Raw genomic sequence first — 20,696 nt, forward strand, 5'->3', positions numbered from 1 at the left:
TCTGACGCACTTGCCCTGATATAAGGAATACAAGAAAAGAGCGAAGAGCATCTTCGCCAGACATAATTGGAGAAAGTAATGGCAACACATTTTGACTACCTGTGTATTGGTGGCGGCAGCGGCGGTATCGCTTCAGCCAACCGCGCGGCTATGTATGGCGCGAAAGTCGCTCTAATCGAAGCCAAAGATTTAGGCGGTACTTGTGTCAACGTTGGCTGCGTACCGAAAAAGGTGATGTGGCACGGCGCGCAAATCGCAGAAGCGATGCACCTTTATGCGGAAGATTACGGCTTCGATGTCGATGTGAAGAACTTCAACTGGGCAAAACTGATTGAAAGCCGCCAAGCCTACATTGGCCGCATCCATCAATCTTACGATCGTGTTCTGGGCAACAATAAAGTTCAGGTGATCAAAGGTTTTGCGAAATTTGTTGATGCGAAAACCGTCGAAGTGAATGGCGAGCTTTACACGGCTGACCATATTCTGATTGCCGTAGGTGGTCGCCCAAGCATTCCAAATATTCCAGGCGCAGAATACGGCATCGACTCGAACGGCTTTTTTGAGCTGAGCGAGCAGCCAAAACGCGTTGCCGTGATCGGTGCTGGCTATATCGCAGTAGAAATTGCGGGCGTGCTGAATGCGCTAGGTACCGAAACTCACCTGTTCTGCCGCAAAGAGTCACCACTGCGTAGCTTCGACCCAATGATCATCGAAACCTTAGTGGAAGTGATGAACAGCGAAGGGCCACAACTGCACACCCATAGCGTGCCAAAACAAGTGGTGAAAGAAGCGGATGGTAGCCTGACGCTGCATCTGGAAAATGGTCAGACGTACAACGTTGATACCCTAATTTGGGCCATCGGTCGCCACCCAGCCACCGATGCGATCAACCTTGCTGCAACGGGCGTTGCTACGAATGAGCAAGGCTACATCAAGGTCGATGAGTTCCAAAACACCAACGTAGCAGGCATCTACTGTGTCGGTGACATCATGGAAGGCGGCATTGAGCTGACTCCCGTTGCCGTAAAAGCGGGACGTCAACTTTCTGAGCGCCTGTTTAACAACAAACTGAACGCTAAGATGGATTACCAGTTGGTTCCAACCGTGGTGTTTAGCCACCCACCGATCGGCACCATTGGCCTGACGGAGCCACAAGCGATTGCTCAGTACGGCGCAGAGAACGTGAAAGTGTACAAATCCAGCTTCACCGCTATGTACACCGCCGTCACCTCTCACCGTCAGCCATGCAAAATGAAGCTGGTTTGTGCTGGCCCTGAAGAAACCGTGGTTGGTCTACACGGCATCGGTTTTGCGGTTGATGAGATGATCCAAGGTTTTGGTGTCGCGATGAAAATGGGCGCTACCAAAGCCGATTTCGATTCCGTGGTCGCAATTCACCCAACGGGTTCAGAAGAATTCGTCACGATGCGCTAGCAGCATCGACACTCTATTCTGTTCAATAAAGAAAGCGGCTCATAGCCGCTTTCTTTTTATCAAATCATTTAGAAACGTTTTACTTCACACACACCACATTGAGCAGTGATGCACCTTTTAGGCTGTTAACTTTACCTGTGGTGAACAATCCTTTACGCCCTTCTCCCCAATAAGGCAGTTGAACTGGCCATTGATGTTGCTGCATCTGTTTGGAACTCAGTAATGCCGACCACTCTTGCTCAGTGACCAGTCGCATGCCGAGATTTCGGCACACGATTTGCGCAGCATCATAATCCAGACGATTCCACGCCACATCATGCTCCATGTAAAACTGCACCTTAGGGTTTTCGGTAAATGGTAGAGCAAAAGTTTGGCTCCCCACTTTCACTTGCTGACGCAGGACAAAATCACCATTCCCAGTTGATTTAGGCACGCTATTAAGTGTTGCGGCAGGTTTAGGTTTGGTAGCGGCAGTCACAGGTGCTGATTTTTCCACGACTTTGGGAGGGCTAACCGATTTTGTCACCGGAGCGACAGAGTTTGCTACCGTAGTGGTGGGGGCAACCGCCGTTGTAGTGGGTTTGGACTTCATCACCGGTTGTTTAGCGGACTTTTTTACCACTTGGCGAATAAATGCCTGCTCAAAGGTGGAAAGTTGCTTCACCTTTTTCAACTCTTTGCTGGCAACAGAGAAATCTGTGTATGGGCCAATCAAACAGCGCGAACCTTTCGGTTCTGGTTTCACCCAAATGTCGGTCGAAATATGCTGGTAGATAGCTTTAACCGTCGAGAGTGGCATCGGCTTACTCAGCATGCCGCACTGGATCCAAAACAGAGAATCACCCGACTTCGGTTTTTTCCCCCACAAACCATCACCAATTGGGCAAGCTGCATCCAACACAGGTAATTGATCGACCGCCGCTTGCTGTGCATCGCACAAATAATCGGTAGTCGCGGCTGACGTGATTGGAGAGAGCAACAGCAAAACCACACTCAGGTTGCAGCATAGAATCCATTTTGGCATCCGCTTGTCTCCTTAATTCTCTGTGACTGAAATCAGGGTTCGAGTGAGGCGATTTCATCCTGCGTCGAACACTTATTGGGATCCGGTATAGCAAAAATAAATGCCAAAAAAGAGCCGCATTCGAATACGGCTCTTAGTTTATGGAGAGTTTGTGAAGCAAATCAATCAGATTCGCTTACCCTTTGTAAATTTTCGGGTTAAACACATCACGCAACCAATCGCCGAGCAGGTTAATTACCAGAACGAGCAATACCAACACGATACCGGGAAACGCGGTGATCCACCAAGCACCGGAGAAAATGTAGGTAAAGCCAATACTAATCAGTGAACCGAGTGACGGTTGATCCACAGGCAAACCTAAGCCGAGGAACGACAGTGCCGCTTCCGACATAATCGCGTTGGCGACTTGTACAGTGGAAATAACCAAGATTGGTGATAAACAGTTAGGCAGAATATGGCGAAACATGATGCGTGGTGCTTTAAAACCCATCACGCGAGCTGCTTCTACATACTCTTTTTTCTTTTCCGCCAACACAGAGGCACGCACAGTACGCGCGTATTGCGGCCACTCGGCCACACCGATAATCACCACCAACATCACGACGGCGTATTGGCTGAAAAACTCACCACCAAAGCTGGCTTTAAAAATCGCCGAAACAATGATCGCCACCATCATGGTCGAGAATGAGAGCTGAATATCAGCAAAACGCATCAAAAAGCTATCAATTCGGCCACCAAAATAGCCCGCCGACAAACCAATCACGATCCCCAAAATAAGCTGTAAACCAACAGCCAAAAAGCCGATGGTCAAAGAGAGACGTGAGCCGTACAAAATCGTCGAGAAAATGTCGCGCCCTTGTTCATCAGTTCCTAACAGAAAATGCTCATTCCCACCTTCCATCCATGAGGGAGGAAGCTCCGCATCCATAATATCAATCGAAGAGAGATCATACGGGTTTGTGGGTGCAATCCATGGCGAGCTGATCGCCACAATCACAAACAACAGAAACACCGCAAAGCTGCTCATCGCCACTTTGTCGCGTAGAAAATAATACAGAAAATCCGACTGCTTAAAGCGCTCCCAGCGTGAAGGAGCGGTAGATACTGCACTCATGGTTAAGCTCCTTTGCCAGTAAGGTTGACGGTAGGGTTAATCAGACCATATAAGAGGTCAACTATGGTGTTGGTCACCACAAAAATCAGCCCAACGAAGATGACGTACGCTGTAATAAGCGGGGTATCAACCCGGTTAATCGCCTCCAAAAACAGGAAGCCTGTTCCCGGCCATTGAAAGACGGTTTCCGTCAAAATGGTGTACGCCACCATAGTACCGATTTGCACCCCGCCTACGGTCAATACTGGCAACATGGTGTTTTTCAACGCATGTTGGTAATAGATTTTATTGAGCGGCAAACCTTTCGCTTGTGCAAATTTGATGTACTCCGAACTCAGCACTTCGAGCATTTCAGAACGCACGAGACGGATAAACAGCGGCAACATGATCGATGCCAGAGCAATGGAAGGTAACACCAGATGACGCAAACCATCGAGTGTGAAAAAGCCAGACTCCCAGCCAAGTAAATTGACCGTTTCTCCACGCCCGTAGGAAGGCAACCAGCCAAGCTCAATCGAAAATACGTACATCAACATAATCGCGGTTAAAAACACCGGAATGGAGATACCAATACTACTGCCCGCCATCACTATCTTGGTAAACAAGCTTTTGGGATGAATAGCCGAATAAACGCCGAGCGGTATCGAAAATACAATGATGATCAGCGTAGCGCCAAACACCAGCTCCAGTGTGGCCACCAGCTTATCAAAAATCACTTCCAGCGCAGGGCGCTTGAAGAAATAGGAGGTGCCCAAATCGCCCTGCACGGCGGCAGTTACGAAACGGGTATATTTGGTAATGAAAGGATCATTGAGGCCAAGTTTGTCGCGCAGCGCTTGACGCTCTGCATCCGAAACCGACTGACCGACAAGCTCACGCAGCGGATCACCCAGGTTATCCTGAATGGCGAACGCCACCAAACTGATCACAAACATCACTATCAGTGCCTGATATAGGCGCTTGACCAGAAACGAAAACATTCCTTGCCCCTTAACTTTCCATGTGAATCTGTGCGCGCGATTAAGCGCCAAAACCTTTCAGCCTTAAAAAGGGTACTTTGCCCGACTGAAAGAAAGCAAAGTACCCGAGAACGCACTCTGCGAGTTACTACCCGCAGAGATGAGTCTTTAAAAAATTACTCTTTTACAACCAGATCACCGAAGTATGGGAAGTCCATACCGTTGATGATCGGTGCGATATCCAGAGTATTTTTGGCTGCCCATGATGGATCTTGGAAATGAAGAGGTACAAACGCGGCTTCGTTATACAGAATTTCTTCTACTTTCTTCAGCATAGCGCTACGTTTTTCCAGATCCGTTTCTTCGTTAGCTTGGTGAACTAACTTATCCACTTCCGCATTTGAGTAGTAACCACAGTTGTACTGACCTTTACCTGTTGCCGCATCACGCGTCATAGTCAGGAACTCAGTGAAGTTCGCTGAGTCTTCAGTATCTGGGTGCCAACCGATCATCAGAATGTCTGCCGCACACTTATCAAACTCAGGCCAGTACTGCGCTTTTGGCATAGTTTTCAGGTCAACTTTGATGCCGATTTTCGACAACATTGCCGATGCCGCTTGTGCGATTTTCTCATCGTTCACGTAACGGTTGTTTGGCGCGATCATGGTTAGGTTGAAACCTTTCTCATAACCCGCTTCTTTCATCAGTTGTTTCGCTTTGTTGAGATCAAAGCGTGGTTTGAGGCTCTCATTGTAACCCGCATAGCCAACTGGGCTTTGCTGTGCTGCCGTAGTTGCCGCACCTTTCATAACCTTGTCTACAATCCCTTCATTGTTGATGGCATACACAATCGCTTGGCGCACACGCACATCTTTCAATGCTGGGTTGCTGTTTTGGTTCATCTGGAAGGTAATGACGCGAGTACCCGGCATAGTGAACAGATCCACGCCTTTCGCATCTTGGATACGCTTGTAATCATTTGGAGATACAGGCGCAATCATGTCAACGCCGCCAGACAGCAGAGCTGCAACACGAGTGGCATCTTCTTTGATTACTGCCAGCGTCAGCTTGTCCACGTTACCTTTAGACGCTTTATCCCAGTAATTTGGATTGCGTTGGAATTCGAGCTTCACGCCTTGCTCACGCCCCGCTACCGTAAATGGGCCTGTGCCTGAAATGTGCTCAGAAGCGTAAGAGTTACCGTGCTTAACGATTTCCCCTTTATCTTTGCCATCAGTCGTTGTTCCTGAGTAGAACTTGCTGTCCATTGGGAAGATGTAAGTCGCTACGTTTTCAATCAGTGGATAGGTTCCAGCGGTTTTGATTTCAACGGTGTAATCATCCACCTTGGTCAGTGAAACCAGCGGTTCAAAAATCCCTTTGAAGTCAGGCGATTGTTTCAGACGGTTGAAAGTCCACACCACATCGTCGGCAGTAAAATCGTTACCTGAGTGGAACTTCACTCCTTTGCGTAAAGTGAAACGCATGGTTTCGTTATCAATACGCTGCCAAGATTCTGCCAGACGTGGTTCAAATTCCATTTTTTGTGTAAAGCGAATAAGTGGATCAAAGACCATGTGCGACAGTTGCAGTGTACCGCCAGACAGCTGCTCATGCGGGTCCATTGAGACAGGGTCAGCGTCGTAAGCCACGGTAATGTCCGCTGCCATCGCACCAAAACTCAAGCCAGCCGCTATCAAAGCCAACGCCAGTTTGTTTTTCATGGTTTTCATTGCATAACTCCTTATGCGGGAATCCAGATCCCTAGTTTGTTGTATTTGCTTTTGTAACAATCGCCAACCGGAAAGTTGGTCCATGGTTAACGGCTATGCTGCCGTAGTGCTTTCGCGTAAGCCTGTAAATTCAGGCATTAAGGAAATCAATTTCTTACTGTATTCGTGCTGTGGATCCGTAAAGAGTTGCTCGGTTGGCGCAACTTCTAACAGTGTGCCCATCTGCATCACCCCCACGCGATCACACATCTGGCGGATCACTGGCAAATCATGGCTGATAAACAGCATGGTGAGATTGAGCTCATCTTGCAGATCTTTGAGCAAGTTAAGGATTTGCGCCTGCACCGACACATCCAGCGCCGACGTAGGTTCATCACAAATCAGAAGACGTGGACGGGTGGCGAGCGCACGAGCAATCGAGATCCGTTGACGCTGACCACCTGAGAATTCATGTGGATATTTCACACCGGCCATCTTGCCTAAGCCAACATGCTCAAGCAGATCGTTCACGATTTGCCGCGTTTCACTCTCATTGCGAGTCAGTTTGTGAAAACGGATCGGCTCCGCGATGATGTCGAAAATCTTCATCCGTGGATTCATCGAAGTATATGGGTTTTGGAACACCATCTGCATTTGGCGACGCAGTGGACGGCGTTCATGTTCCGACTTCATCGCGGTTAAATCGATGCCTTCAAAAGTCACTCGACCATCATTAGGTTGATACAAACCGGCAATCACTCGCGCAATAGTGGATTTACCTGAACCCGATTCACCCACCAACCCAAAGGTTTCCCCTTCGTGCACTTCAAAACTCACATTATTCGACGCTTGCACATACTCACGGCGGCTTTCAAACAACGAATCTTTGGTAACGAAGCGTAGATTTACATTTTCCACTTTCAGCAGTGGGCCACTGTATTTGCGGTGATCTTGGCTTTGCCCCAACCAATGGTTCTTCACATCCAAAGGTTTGAGCTCTTTTGCTTCTTCGATATAACTCACCAGAGGAAAACGGTCGAGTTTGCGATCTGAGCGCGGAACCGCAGAAATCAAGCTGCGCGTATAAGGGTGTTCCGGAGTTCCAAGCACTTTCGCTGTTGGGCCAAATTCCACCAAATCACCACGGTACATCACCGCGACACGATCTGTGACATTCGATACCACCCCCATATCGTGGGTAACCAACATGCAACCCACATTATTCTTCTTACATAACTCACGAATAAGATTAAGAATTTGGTCTTGAATTGATACATCGAGTGCCGTGGTTGGCTCATCAGCAATGATCAGATCCGGTTCACCAGCCAGCGCAATTGCAATGACTACGCGTTGACGCATGCCGCCCGAGAATTGGTGAGGGTATTGCTTGAGACGGTTTTCTGGCTGAGGAATGCCTACTTGTTTCATCAGCGATAAAGCACGTTGATACGCCTCTTGCGAACTGGCCTGCATGTTGGCATGAATGGTTTCTGTTAACTGATGTTCAACAGTAAACAACGGGTTCAATGAGGTCATCGGATCTTGGAAAATAAAACCGATTTTACTACCGCGCACTTCACGCATGGCTTGTGGTGACAAACCAGAAATTTTCTCACCGTTTAAATAGACTTCACCACCCGCAATGGTTCCCGGTGGGCTTAATAAATCGATAACCGCATTACCTACGGTTGATTTTCCGGCTCCGGATTCACCAACAACACCGACGATTTCACCACGCTGAATATCCAGCGTGAGCGATTTAACCGCCGCGTGCACACCGTGACGAGAAGGGTATTCAATTCTAAGATTTTTTACTTCTAAAAGTGACATTCCATCAGACCTCTACTGCTGTGGCAGTAACCTGCCCTGTCTGAAGCACATCAGCGAAAAAGACGTGGCTGATGTACATTTTGCATCCGTTCGAATCAGAACAATATTCTGACAATTTATAAGGTTCTCAATTTGGCAAATCTTTCACACAAAAGCAACAAAGAGAGGATAAAAAATCGCCATTAAGCAGAAACAATTTCCAGAAATTGTTCAATATGCAAAAAAATCACATATTTTATTGGTCTTACCATTTTTAATATTTTTAGATCTTCTCCATGAGGTTGGTGTTTGTTGCTGCTAATCATGAAATCCATAACAGGAGATAAAACAATCAACGCATAACTTTTCTTTCTGTAATAAATTAACTTTTAACAACATTAAAACAATTAACCAAGAAACTCCTTCAAAATCCAGAAATTAACCTAGCCAAAAACCAAATAACCAGTTTAAAAATCCGATAATCATCACCAAAGCCAACTTTAATTTCAGAAAAAACCATTGAACCGTACAGAGAATCAAAGTAACCATAGTAGGAAGATTTGGCCTTTGTAGAGGAATAACGATGAAATGCCGATAAGATCGCAATTTCATCATGAACAATCAGAAAAACTGAAAACGGGACAGAGCCAAAAAAGAAGCGGGATACACCAATGTCACGGTAAGAATGAGAGTAGTGGCTGAAAACTCATGCGGGAGACAGAAATGAAAAAAGCCTCAGCGATTGCTGAGGCTTTGAATAGTGGTCGGTGAAGAGGGATTCGAACCCCCGACCCTCTGGTCCCAAACCAGATGCGCTACCAAACTGCGCTATTCACCGACTTGTTTTGCTTAAGAAACTGGTCTTAAGACTGGAGATAATCAATTATCACCGAAATAAATGGGGTGGCTAATGGGACTCGAACCCACGACAACCGGAATCACAATCCGGGGCTCTACCAACTGAGCTATAGCCACCACTGAAACTTGCAATAACCGCTTGTCTGCCGTTATTTCAGACCACGCTAACCGCCTAGTCTTTCAATAAGTGGTCGGTGAAGAGGGATTCGAACCCCCGACCCTCTGGTCCCAAACCAGATGCGCTACCAAACTGCGCTATTCACCGACTTTGTTTTGCTTAAGAAGCTGATCTTAAGACTGGAGATAATCAAATATCACCGAAATAAATGGGGTGGCTAATGGGACTCGAACCCACGACAACCGGAATCACAATCCGGGGCTCTACCAACTGAGCTATAGCCACCACTGAAATTCTTTACCGATATTCCCCAGGCGAATATGGCGCGCCCGAAAGGATTCGAACCTTCGACCTTTGGCTCCGGAGGCCAACGCTCTATCCAGCTGAGCTACGGGCGCATGCCCTATCGGCGGAGTGGAATAATACGTATATCACATTAGGGCGTCTAGTACTTTTTTTTACTTTTTTTTACTGTTTGACGCCTTTTTCATCAGATGCTTGCTACTATTCCCTTATAAAGGATGTGACTCACCGCCGGAAGATCGCAACTTGTTGTTTATTGCAACAACTTCTCAGGATATAATCACCCAAAATTTACATTGATTTAACAGCGGTTACCGTGTGTTAAATTGAAACACTCTAAAAATAAATAGGTAAGCAGCACTTACCTTCGGAATGTAAAGTGAGTTAATGGATATGTCTCGATCACTCTTAAGCGTACTGTTCGCTGCTCTAACATTTTCTACCGCAGCGTTTGCCATCACCGATGCCGATAAAAATGCGATTGCTGAACGCATTAAGCCGGTGGGCAATGTTTATCTTGCTGGTAGCGAGCCAGTTCAAGCGGCTCCGTCAGGTCCTCGTGATGGTGCTACCGTCTACGGTACTTTTTGTACAGCATGTCACTCAGCAGGGATCTCCGGCGCACCAAAAACAGGCAATGCGGCCGATTGGGGACCTCGCATTGCTAAAGGCAAAGACGTGTTGAAAAACCACGCTCTGAATGGCTTCAATGCTATGCCTCCGAAAGGCACCTGTATGGATTGTTCTGAAGACGAGATCGTCGCAGCTATCGAGCACATGATCGCAGGTCTGTAATACACGATACAAATAATAAAGAGAGGCTTGTTACGCGAGCCTCTCTTTATTTTGCAATCTATTACTTCTTAAACATCGCCCGCAAGTTAGCAATATGCGCTTGCCCTTTCACCATACGCTCTTCTTGGCTCACTGGCTTTTTCTTCACTTCCCATTCGATATCATCTTGAGGCAGTTCATCCAAAAAACGGCTCTGCGAGGGTTTGATTAATTCACCAAACTGACGACGCTCTTTACACACCATGAACGTCAGTTCACGCTGCGCCCGAGTGATACCCACATACATTAATCGACGTTCTTCTTCGACATTTTCCTCATCAATACTGGTTTGGTGCGGCAGAATGCCTTCTTCTGCACCGATCAGATACACATAAGGAAATTCCAAGCCTTTCGAAGCGTGCAGTGTCATCAATTGCACCGCATCACTGTCATCGTTCTCTTCACCGCGCTCCATCATGTCACGCAGGGTCAAACGCTGTACCACTTCTTTAAGGGTCTTCTCTTGCTGATCTGGATTATCACCTTCCAAGTCAGCCACAATCCATGAATAGAGATCGGAGACGTTTTTCATGCGCATTTCAGCCGCTTTCGGGCTGGCTGATGTTTCATACAACCAGTCTTCATAGCGAATATCACGTACCAACGAGCGTACAGCTTCAACGGTATTACCTCGTTCAGCATTATCGGCAATCGCCACCAACCATTCAGTGAAATGACGTAAATTATCTAGCCCTCGCCCACTCAAATGCTGCTCTAACCCGAGTTCAAAACTCGCGGCAAATAGGCTTTTTCCACGCATATTGGCGTAACTGCCAAGCTTCTCAAGAGTTGCAGGGCCGATCTCACGCTTTGGGGTATTTACAATACGCAGGAAAGCGTTGTCATCATCCGGGTTCACTAACACACGTAGGTACGCCATGATGTCTTTAATTTCTGCTCGCGCAAAAAAGGAGGTACCACCCGAAAGTTTGTACGGCACACGGTTTTGAGTCAGCGACTTTTCAATCAGCCTCGATTGATGGTTACCACGATATAAAATTGCGTAATCGCGATATTCGGTTCGATTAAGAAACTTATGGGCAATGATTTCCGCGGTCACTCGCTCTGCTTCATCATCTTCATTATTCGCAAGAATAACTTTGAGCTTTTCCCCTTCCGCCAACTCAGAAAACAGCGCTTTTTGATATACGTGGGGGTTATTAGCAATCAAGATGTTCGCAGCACGCAAAATACGGCTCGTGGAACGGTAGTTTTGCTCCAATTTGATGAGTTTTAGATTAGGAAAATCCTCACCCAGCAGCACCAAGTTTTGTGGCTTTGCACCACGCCACGAGTAGATGGATTGATCGTCATCTCCTACCACCGTCAAGCGGCCACGCTCTCCAACCAGAAGTTTTACAAGCTCATATTGACTGGTGTTGGTGTCTTGATATTCGTCCACCAACAAATAGCGGATACGATTTTGCCAACGTTGACGTACCTCTTCACTGCTGCGCAGTAGCAGTACGGGTAGCAAAATCAAATCATCGAAATCGAGCGCGTTGTAAGACTGCATCTGTTTTTGGTATAGCTCGAAACAATGTGCAAAAAGCTGTTGCTGTTCACCTTGCGCCATCGCTTTGGCTTGCTGTGGGGTCAGCATGTCGTTTTTCCAGTTGGAAATGGTGCTGAGTAGCAAACGCAGTAAATCTTTATCACCATCGAGCTGCTTTTCAGTCAACTCTTTGAGAAGAGCCATCTGATCTTGGTCATCAAACAATGAAAAACCCGCTTTGAGGCCAAGCTGTTTGTATTCACGTCGGATGATATTGAGTCCCAAGGTATGAAAAGTCGAAACCATTAACCCACGCGATTCAGCTTTACCCAAGGTCTGAGCAACCCGCTCTTTCATCTCGCGCGCGGCTTTATTGGTGAACGTTACTGCGGCAATATTGCGTGCTTTATAACCACACTGCTGAACCAGATAAGCAATTTTATTGGTGATAACGCGGGTTTTACCCGAACCCGCACCCGCCAGCACCAGACAGGGTCCGGAGACGAATTTGACGGCTTCATCTTGTCTTGGGTTCAGCTTCATTGTGCTCTTAATCCTCTTCATTTCAGCCGCCAATAATAATCTGCCAGCCTTGGATTACCAACAAAGAAACTGCATTTACAAAATTTTACTGCACAAGTGTATTGCAAAACAGGGGGGATTAGCAGCTATAATGAACAAACGTTCATTTTCAGAGAAATGTGATCTCAAAAATGGCTCACTGTGATAAACAGCTCCAGATCCTAATCGCTGCAGAAAAATTGATTGCTGAACAAGGCTTTCAAGGACTCTCAATGCATAAAGTTGCAAAGGAAGCGAATGTGGCGACTGGTACTATTTATCTTTATTTCCGCGATAAAGATCATTTGCTGACCGAAGTACGTTTGCATGTCAGCCAACGAATCGCAGATGCAGTACAAGCCAATATTCAAGATGACATGTCTTTGCAAGAACGCTTCCGTACTATGTGGCTTAATATTTGGACGTTGGCTGGCTCTTCTCGTGACATTATCAGTAATCGGGTGCAGTATGAGTCTTTACCAACAACAACTTGTTGCAATGTAAGGGAACTAGAGCAGAAAATGTTTGCCAAAGTCGAATTACTGTTCGACCAAGGAAAACAGCAGGGACTCTTCAAACCTCTCGACAACCATCTTCTTTCTGCGTTGAGTTTTGAAACCACTGTCACTCTTGCTCGTCAATACACTTTAGGTTTTTATCAACTGGATGACTCAACCCTCGATGCGATGATTCAAGCCAGTTGGGATGCCATTACTCAACACTAATTTGGAGTTCGCACCAGAATGAAAAAGTGGACATTCTTTATGTTGCTTATCGCCATCCTGCTGTTTGGCAGTGTGATAGGCTTCAATCTTTTCAAACAAAAGAAAATTGCCGAGTATCTCGCCAATCGTCCTGAACCTGAGTTTCCGGTGACAGTTACTTCTGTCAATCCAGTTGATTGGGTACCAGTGATTGAAGCGATCGGTTTTATTGAGCCGAATCAAGGGGTGACTTTGACCAGTGAAACCTCTGGTGTAATTGATCAAATCTCCTTTGAATCAGGCACTCAAGTATCAAAAGACCAGCCACTGGTACTACTCGATTCTGCGGTAGAAAAGGCCAACTTAAAGAGTTCTGAAGCTCGCCTACCAGCCGCTAAAGCCAAATATGAGCGCTACAAAGGGCTATTTGCTAAAGGCTCTATCTCTAAAGAGTCTTACGATGAAGCGGAAGCAAACTACTATGCTCTGGCAGCAGATATTGAAAGCCTGAAAGCCAGTATTGCGCGCCGTGAAATCAAAGCACCTTTTGCCGGTGTCATCGGTATTCGTAACGTGTTCCTAGGCCAATATCTACAACCAGGTACCGATATTGTGCGTTTGGAAGACACTAGCGTCATGCGCCTACGTTTTACCGTGCCACAAACCGATATTTCGCGAATTTCACTCAATCAGGAAGTCGATATTTTTGTCGATGCCTATCCACAAACCTCATTTAAAGGCTCAATTTCAGCAATTGAACCTGCGGTGAGCGTACAAAGTGGCCTGATCCAAGTGCAAGCGAACATTCCAAATAGTGATGGCAAGCTGCGCAGCGGTATGTTTGCGCGTGCCAACATCATTCTGCCGAAGCTGGAAAACCAAGTAACCCTGCCACAAACCGCTATCACCTACACACTCTATGGCGACAATGTCTTCATTGTGACCGAAGAAAATGGCGAGAAGCGTGTACAGCAACATGTGGTGAAAGTGGGTGAGCGCACCGAATCTATCGCTCACATTCTTGAAGGCGTGAAACCAGGCGATGTTGTTGTCACAACGGGTCAGGTTCGTCTAAGTAATGGTGCTAAAGTTCGTATTGTTGAAAGTGATGCGACTACACCACCAGCAGAAACCCCAATGCTGTAAGCGGAGGCATCATGCGCTTTACTGATGTTTTTATAAAACGTCCGGTTTTAGCGGTATCCATCAGCTTTTTGATCGTACTGCTTGGTTTACAAGCCGTATTCAAAATGCAGGTACGTGAATACCCTGAAATGACCAATACCGTAGTAACGGTAACCACCAGTTACTATGGGGCAAGTGCCGATCTCGTCCAAGGCTTCATTACTCAGCCTTTGGAGCAAGCGGTGGCACAGGCGGATAACATTGATTACATGACGTCACAGTCAGTACTCGGTCGCTCCACCATTACGGTAACCATGAAGCTCAACACCGACCCTAACGCGGCGTTGTCTGATGTACTGGCGAAAACCAATTCGGTTCGTTCGCAATTACCAAAAGAAGCGGAAGACCCAACAGTAACGATGTCGACGGGTTCAACCACTGCGGTTCTGTATATTGGTTTTACCAGTGAAGATTTAGCGTCTAGCCAGATCACTGACTACTTAGAGCGTGTGGTTAATCCACAACTTTACGCGGTCAACGGTGTTTCTAGTATCGATCTGTACGGTGGTATGAAATACGCTCTGCGCGTATGGCTTGATCCTGCCAAAATGGCAGCACTCAATATGTCGGCTTCCGATGTTATGAGCGTTCTCAATGCCAACAACTACCAGTCAGCCACAGGCCAAGCGATCGGTGAGTTCGTACTTTATAACGGTAGTGCCGATACTCAGGTTTCTACGGTTGAAGAACTGGAAAATCTGGTTGTTAAAGCCGAAAAAGGTAATGTCACTCGCTTAGGTGATATTGCTAAAGTTACCTTGGCAAAAAGCCATGATACTTATCGCGCAAGTGCTAACGGCCGTGAAGCTGTGGTAGCGGCTATCAATGCTGCGCCAAGTGCTAACCCGATCAATATCGCGAAAGATGTACTTGAGATGCTGCCAGAGTTGCAGAAGAACATGCCAAGCAACATCAAGATGAACGTGTTGTATGACTCAACGGTCGCGATCAACGAATCTATCCACGAGGTTATCAAAACCATCGTTGAAGCAGCGCTGATCGTTCTGGTGGTAATTACGCTCTTCTTGGGCTCGCTGCGTGCTGTGTTGATCCCGATTGTAACCATCCCACTTTCACTGATTGGTGTGGCAATGGTGATGCAGATGATGGGCTTCTCTTGGAACCTGATGACTCTGCTCGCCATGGTACTCGCCATCGGTCTGGTGGTGGATGATGCGATCGTGGTTCTGGAGAACGTTGACCGTCATATTAAAGAAGGAGAATCACCTTTCCGTGCAGCCATCATTGGTACACGTGAAATCGCCATCCCGGTTATTGCCATGACCCTCACCTTAGGTGCGGTATATGCGCCAATTGCTTTGATGGGCGGTATTACGGGTGCGCTGTTTAAAGAGTTTGCTCTGACACTGGCAGGTTCAGTATTTGTATCCGGTATCATCGCGCTGACTTTGTCACCGATGATGTGTTCAAAAATGCTCAAGGCGAATGAAACGCCGAACAAGTTTGAACTTAAAGTACATCATTTACTGGATCGCATGACAGCTCGCTATGAGCGCATGCTCAGCGCAGTAATGGCGCATCGTCCTGTTGTTATCGCGTTTGCATTTATCGTATTTGCTAGCCTTCCAATGCTGTTTAAGTTCATCCCTAGTGAACTGGCTCCTTCGGAAGATAAAGGGGTAGTCATGTTGATGGGTACTGGCCCTTCCAACGCTAACCTCGACTATCTGGCAAACACCATGGACGATGTGAACCAAATTCTGTCTGATCAGCCAGAAGTACAGTTTGCTCAGGTGTTTACCGGTGTTCCTAACTCGAATCAGGCATTTGGTATTGCCTCTATGGTGCCATGGAGTCAGCGTGAAGCGAGCCAAGAGGAAGTGACTAACCGTGTGGGAACCTTGGTAAAAGAGATCCCAGGTATGGCAGTAACCGCGTTCCAGATGCCAGAGCTACCTGGTGCAGGTTCAGGTCTGCCGATCCAGTTTGTGATCACGACACCAAACAGCTTTGAAAGTCTGTTTACTATCGCGACTGACATTCTGACCGAAGTAAAATCAAGCCCAATGTTCGTGTACTCGGATCTTGACCTCAACTTCGATTCGGCAACGATGAAGATCAATATCGATAAAGACAAAGCCGGTGCTTACGGCGTGACCATGCAAGACATTGGTATCACTCTCAGCACCATGATGGCCGACGGTTATGTTAACCGTATCGACCTCAACGGCCGTTCTTACGAAGTGATCCCACAAGTTGAACGTAAATGGCGTCTCAACCCAGAATCCATGAACAACTATTATGTTCGTGCGGCGGATGGCAAAGTGATTCCATTGGGCAGCCTAATCACGATTGATGTCGTCGCTGAGCCTCGCTCTCTGCCACACTTCAACCAGTTGAACTCTGCAACCGTAGGTGCAGTACCTTCACCGGGTACAGCAATGGGTGATGCCATCAATTGGTTTGAAAACTTGGCAAGCAGCAAACTACCAAAAGGCTACAGCCATGACTACATGGGTGAAGCTCGCCAGTACGTCACTGAAGGTAGCGCACTCTACGCGACGTTTGGTCTGGCATTGGCGATCATCTTCTTGGTTCTAGCGATTCAGTTTGAATCATTGAAAGATCCGCTGGTGATCATGGTGTCTGTACCGCTCGCCGTCTGTGGTGCGTTGATCGCACTGGCTTGGGGTACTGCGACGATGAACATCTATTCGCAAGTAGGTTTGATCACCCTAGTGGGTCTTATCACCAAGCACGGTATTTTGATCTGTGAAGTCGCTAAAGAAGAGCAACTACACAACAAACTCAGTCGTATCGATGCCGTCATGCATGCTGCGAAAGTGCGTCTGCGTCCAATCCTGATGACTACTGCGGCGATGATCGCAGGCCTTATCCCTCTGATGTACGCAACAGGGGCTGGTGCAGCACAGCGCTTCAGTATCGGTATCGTTATCGTCTCTGGTTTGGCGATTGGTACACTGTTTACTCTGTTTGTACTACCTGTGATTTACAGCTACCTCGCAGAGAAACACAAACCACTGCCGGTGTTTGTCGAAGACAAAGATCTGGAGAAGTTGGCACGTATTGACGAAGCGAAAGCCGCTCATCGTCAACTGTAATCCCAGCTCTCAGACTCAATCACAAAAGGCCATTTCGATGGCCTTTTTTATTGCCTAATCTAACGACATCACCAGCTGAATTGCATAGAATGTTGACAACTTAACAGGAGTAATAACTATGTTTGATGCAAAGAAACTCGAGCAGATCGCCAAGCAAATCCATGAAGCCATGCCACAACCCGTGAAAGAACTGGGTGCTGATGTAGAACAGAAAGTGCGTCAGGTCATTCAAGGCCAACTCAATAAACTGGATGTGGTAAGCCGTGAAGAGTTTGATGTTCAGACCCAAGTTTTATTACGTACTCGCCAGAAGCTGACCGAATTAGAACAGAAAATGGCCGAACTCGAAGCCAAGTTAGCAGATAAATAAGCACTAGAGTCATACACTAAACACGTAAGTGCTCAGTCGCTTAGTGACCCAATAAAGAAAGGCTTAGTCATTCGACTAAGCCTTCTTGGTTTTTATTATATTGTGTTGTTGTGCTTGCTTTGGAAAACTAAATTAAGGAATTAATCACCCACCGCGATACGCTTCATATCTTTCATATAGCCACGCAATTCTTCGCCAATGTACTCCACTGGATGGTTGCGGATGATGCTGTTCACTTCGATAAGCGTTGCGTTATCCACTTGATTAGATAGCGCACCCAAACCTTTGCCAATAACATCCGTGCCTACTTTCGGCATGAACTTTTCACGCAGCAGCGGCACAGCAACATTCGCAAACAGGTAGTTACCGTACTCAGCCGTGTCAGAAATCACCACGTTCATTTCATACAGACGTTTACGAGCCACAGTATTCGCAATCAGTGGTAACTCATGCAGTGATTCATAGTAAGCGGATTCATCGATGATGCCTGATGCAGTCATTGCTTCAAACGCTAGCTCAACCCCAGCGCGCACCATTGCAATCATTAGAATACCGTTGTCAAAGTATTCTTGTTCTGCAATTTTCACATCTGTTGTTGGGTAGTTCTCGAATGCAGTCTCAGCCGTTTCTGCACGCCAGCCAAACAGATCTTTATCGTCATTCGCCCAGTCAGCCATCATGGTGCTTGAGAAATGGCCAGAGATGATGTCATCCATATGCTTGTTGTACAGAGGACGCATCAAATCTTTCAGCTCTTCAGACAACTCAAATGCTCTGATTTTGGCAGGGTTAGAGAGGCGATCCATCATATGCGTGATACCACCAAACTTCAGTGCTTCAGTCACGGTTTCCCAACCAAATTGTAGAAGCTTACCTGCATAACCAGGATCGATACCATCAGCAACCATCTTCTCGTAACAGACGATAGAACCCGCTTGCAGCATGCCACACAAAATGGTTTGCTCGCCCATCAGATCAGATTTTACTTCCGCAACAAAAGAAGAAGCCAAACAACCTGCGCGATGGCCACCTGTTGCAGCTGCCCACGCTTTAGCAATTTCCCAACCTTCACCTTGTGGATCATTTTCTGGGTGAACTGCGATCAGCGTCGGAACACCAAAACCACGTTTATATTCTTCACGAACTTCCGTACCAGGGCATTTGGGTGCCACCATCACTACCGTGATGTCTTTACGGATCTGCATGCCCTCTTCAACGATATTAAAACCGTGTGAGTAACCTAGCGCTGCACCTTGCTTCATCAGTGGCATAACGGCATTAACAACACTGGTATGCTGCTTATCAGGAGTCAGGTTAACCACCAAATCCGCCGTCGGAATGAGTTGCTCATAACTGCCAACGTTAAAACCATTGTTTTTTGCATTTTTGAATGACTGACGCTGTTCATCAATCGCAGCCTGACGCAAAGCGTAAGAAACATCTAAACCAGAATCACGCATGTTTAGGCCTTGGTTCAGGCCTTGAGCACCACAGCCCACGATCACCACTTTCTTACCTTTTAGGTAGTCAGCTTCGGTTGCAAACTCTTCACGCGCCATAAAACGGCAACGACCAAGTTGATCCAACTGTTCACGCAAGTTGAGCGTATTGAAATAATTCGCCATGTGGGTGCTCCTTTATAAGTGATTCCGTTAAGTCGGTGCGACGTGACCGAATAAGCTCATACTAAGCCAGAGACAAAATTGCGCAAAGTGATATATTCACAACTAGTTATTGCAATAAATGCAACATAGGACTCTTTTGTGAACATCAAAACCTTGCAGATATTCATCCATCTTTGTGACTGCAAAAACTTCAGTAAAACGGCGGCGGCGATGCATCTCAGCCCTTCCGCTCTAAGTCGACAAATACAGAAGCTTGAGCAGGACTTAGGCCACACGCTATTTCTGCGCGATAATCGCAGTGTCGAATTGACACCAGCCGCTCATCGATTACTTCCTGTCGCGGCACGCATTATTAACGATTGGCGACAACTCACTACTGAACTCAATGACCATAGCCAAGAGCTGCGCGGTGAGATAAAACTATTCTGTTCCGTTACCGCCAGCTATAGCCATCTACCAGAGTTACTCAGTTCATTTCGCCTCAAACACCCGTATATCGAATTCAAATTGCTGACTGGTGATCCTGCGCAAGCGATCGATAAGATTCTGCAAGACGAAGCCGATATTGCGATTTCGGCTATGCCAGAACAACTGCCGAGCCGCATCGAGTTCGCCACTATCAGCGAGATTCCGTTGTCAGTCATTGCACCGCTTGGGATCAGCAGCTTTGTCGATGAACTACAAAAAGATCAGCCCAATTGGAATGAAATTCCGTTTATTGTCCCAGAGTCAGGTACTGCACGAGATAGAGCCAATACTTGGTTTAAGCAGATGAAGATTAAACCCAATATCTACGCCCAGATCGCAGGGCATGAAGCGATAGTCAGTTTAGTCGCTCTAGGATGTGGGGTAGGGATTGCTCCGGATGTGGTTATCAACAATAGTCCAGTTCGTGAGAAGGTTCAGCGCTTAAACTTCATGCCGATAAAACCCTTTCAACTAGGTGTTTGTTGTAAACGTTCACAACTAGACAACCCACTTGTCCAAGCTCTGTGGCGGGTTGTTTCTATAAAGAAAAGCGTTGTTGATAAATAAAGAACTTTAGAAAAATAGGTTATCGCTACTTTATTGATAACCTAGATATCGAAAATCAAAATTACAGAAATGCAAAAAGGCCGCTGAATTATCAGCGGCCTTTCTTAATAGTGGCGGAGAGATAGGGATTTGAACCCTAGGATAGCTATTAACCATCGCCGGTTTTCAAGACCGGTGCTTTCAACCACTCAGCCATCTCTCCGCAAATTGTGTGCTAATAGCGTGGTGACACTATCAGCGAGATTAAAAGCCTGGCGATGTTCTACTCTCACATGGGGAGACCCCACACTACCATCGACGCTGTTTCGTTTCACTTCTGAGTTCGGGATGGAATCAGGTGGGTCCAAAACGCTATGGTCGCCAAGCAAATTCTTAAAATTCGGAAAGCTGTTTTCATTCTCACACACATTCTTATGCGCTTAGCTATTGAGTCCACTACAAAACCCCTTGGGTGTTGTATGGTTAAGCCTCAC

The 20,696-nt window shown here is 46.8% G+C and carries 14 protein-coding genes, 6 tRNA genes and 1 rRNA gene; 7 read left to right on the plus strand and 14 right to left on the minus strand.

Annotated features, from left to right (window positions below):
- The first annotated feature begins 78 nt into the window (after window positions 1-78).
- Window positions 79-1,434: a glutathione-disulfide reductase gene (gorA, locus tag D908_RS08220; protein WP_005524928.1), complete on the plus strand. Its 1,356-nt coding sequence runs from the start codon at window positions 79-81 to the stop codon at window positions 1,432-1,434.
- A gap of 79 nt (window positions 1,435-1,513) precedes the next feature.
- Here the strand turns inward: gorA and D908_RS08215 are convergent, their stop codons facing one another.
- The 10 genes from D908_RS08215 to D908_RS08170 all read right to left on the minus strand — a co-directional run bounded on the left by D908_RS08215 (window position 1,514) and on the right by D908_RS08170 (window position 9,426).
- The gene (locus tag D908_RS08215) at window positions 1,514-2,458 is read right to left on the minus strand and encodes a hypothetical protein (RefSeq protein WP_005524929.1); all 945 of its coding nucleotides are present in this window, start codon (window positions 2,456-2,458) and stop codon (window positions 1,514-1,516) included.
- 175 nt (window positions 2,459-2,633) lie between these two features.
- Window positions 2,634-3,572: an ABC transporter permease gene (locus tag D908_RS08210; protein ID WP_001277190.1), complete on the minus strand. Its 939-nt coding sequence runs from the start codon at window positions 3,570-3,572 to the stop codon at window positions 2,634-2,636.
- Window positions 3,573-3,574: 2 nt separating this feature from the next.
- Window positions 3,575-4,552 (minus strand): ABC transporter permease, encoded by a 978-nt coding sequence (locus tag D908_RS08205; RefSeq protein ID WP_000490814.1) that lies wholly within the window; start codon window positions 4,550-4,552, stop codon window positions 3,575-3,577.
- A gap of 155 nt (window positions 4,553-4,707) precedes the next feature.
- Window positions 4,708-6,264, minus strand: a complete 1,557-nt coding sequence (locus D908_RS08200) for an ABC transporter substrate-binding protein (protein WP_005524930.1) — start codon at window positions 6,262-6,264, stop codon at window positions 4,708-4,710.
- Between the two features lie 93 nt (window positions 6,265-6,357).
- Complete coding sequence (locus D908_RS08195) at window positions 6,358-8,073, minus strand: dipeptide ABC transporter ATP-binding protein (protein ID WP_005524932.1); 1,716 nt, start codon at window positions 8,071-8,073, stop codon at window positions 6,358-6,360.
- A gap of 740 nt (window positions 8,074-8,813) precedes the next feature.
- Window positions 8,814-8,890, minus strand: a tRNA-Pro gene (locus tag D908_RS08190).
- 61 nt (window positions 8,891-8,951) lie between these two features.
- A tRNA-His gene (locus D908_RS08185) sits at window positions 8,952-9,027 on the minus strand.
- Between the two features lie 71 nt (window positions 9,028-9,098).
- Window positions 9,099-9,175 (minus strand) — tRNA-Pro (locus D908_RS08180).
- Window positions 9,176-9,237: 62 nt separating this feature from the next.
- Window positions 9,238-9,313, minus strand: a tRNA-His gene (locus D908_RS08175).
- A 36-nt stretch (window positions 9,314-9,349) separates the two neighbouring features.
- A tRNA-Arg gene (locus tag D908_RS08170) sits at window positions 9,350-9,426 on the minus strand.
- Window positions 9,427-9,718: 292 nt separating this feature from the next.
- Between D908_RS08170 and D908_RS08165 the strand changes: the two genes are divergently transcribed.
- A complete protein-coding gene (locus tag D908_RS08165; RefSeq protein ID WP_005509770.1) occupies window positions 9,719-10,126 on the plus strand; it encodes a c-type cytochrome in 408 nt (135 codons plus the stop codon).
- Window positions 10,127-10,187: 61 nt separating this feature from the next.
- Here the strand turns inward: D908_RS08165 and rep are convergent, their stop codons facing one another.
- A complete protein-coding gene (gene rep / locus D908_RS08160) occupies window positions 10,188-12,203 on the minus strand; it encodes a DNA helicase Rep (protein ID WP_005524938.1) in 2,016 nt (671 codons plus the stop codon).
- A gap of 170 nt (window positions 12,204-12,373) precedes the next feature.
- Here rep and vexR point away from each other — a divergent pair, with 170 nt between their 5' ends.
- From vexR to ubiK, 4 genes are all read left to right on the plus strand, one after another.
- On the plus strand, window positions 12,374-12,946 hold the full coding sequence (vexR, locus tag D908_RS08155; RefSeq protein WP_000929643.1) for a TetR family transcriptional regulator VexR: 573 nt from the start codon (window positions 12,374-12,376) through the stop codon (window positions 12,944-12,946).
- A gap of 18 nt (window positions 12,947-12,964) precedes the next feature.
- Window positions 12,965-14,071, plus strand: coding sequence for a multidrug efflux RND transporter periplasmic adaptor subunit VexA (vexA, locus tag D908_RS08150; protein ID WP_000759343.1), 1,107 nt, complete (start codon window positions 12,965-12,967; stop codon window positions 14,069-14,071).
- A gap of 11 nt (window positions 14,072-14,082) precedes the next feature.
- Window positions 14,083-17,193 (plus strand): multidrug efflux RND transporter permease subunit VexB, encoded by a 3,111-nt coding sequence (vexB, locus tag D908_RS08145; RefSeq protein WP_001212856.1) that lies wholly within the window; start codon window positions 14,083-14,085, stop codon window positions 17,191-17,193.
- Window positions 17,194-17,311: 118 nt separating this feature from the next.
- A complete protein-coding gene (ubiK, locus tag D908_RS08140) occupies window positions 17,312-17,563 on the plus strand; it encodes a ubiquinone biosynthesis accessory factor UbiK (RefSeq protein ID WP_000458935.1) in 252 nt (83 codons plus the stop codon).
- Between the two features lie 140 nt (window positions 17,564-17,703).
- On the opposite strand, the gene ilvC is transcribed toward ubiK, so the two are convergent.
- Window positions 17,704-19,188: a ketol-acid reductoisomerase gene (gene ilvC / locus D908_RS08135; protein WP_005524939.1), complete on the minus strand. Its 1,485-nt coding sequence runs from the start codon at window positions 19,186-19,188 to the stop codon at window positions 17,704-17,706.
- A 138-nt stretch (window positions 19,189-19,326) separates the two neighbouring features.
- On the opposite strand from ilvC, the gene ilvY reads away from it, so the two are divergent.
- Window positions 19,327-20,223, plus strand: a complete 897-nt coding sequence (gene ilvY / locus D908_RS08130) for an HTH-type transcriptional activator IlvY (RefSeq protein ID WP_001022802.1) — start codon at window positions 19,327-19,329, stop codon at window positions 20,221-20,223.
- 111 nt (window positions 20,224-20,334) lie between these two features.
- Here the strand turns inward: ilvY and D908_RS08125 are convergent.
- Window positions 20,335-20,425, minus strand: a tRNA-Ser gene (locus tag D908_RS08125).
- Between the two features lie 47 nt (window positions 20,426-20,472).
- Window positions 20,473-20,588 (minus strand): 5S ribosomal RNA (rrf, locus tag D908_RS08120).
- Window positions 20,589-20,696: the final 108 nt, after the last annotated feature.

The sequence above is a fragment of the Vibrio mimicus CAIM 602 genome (genome assembly GCF_000338875.1).
In the GTDB taxonomy this organism is placed as follows: domain Bacteria; phylum Pseudomonadota; class Gammaproteobacteria; order Enterobacterales; family Vibrionaceae; genus Vibrio; species Vibrio mimicus.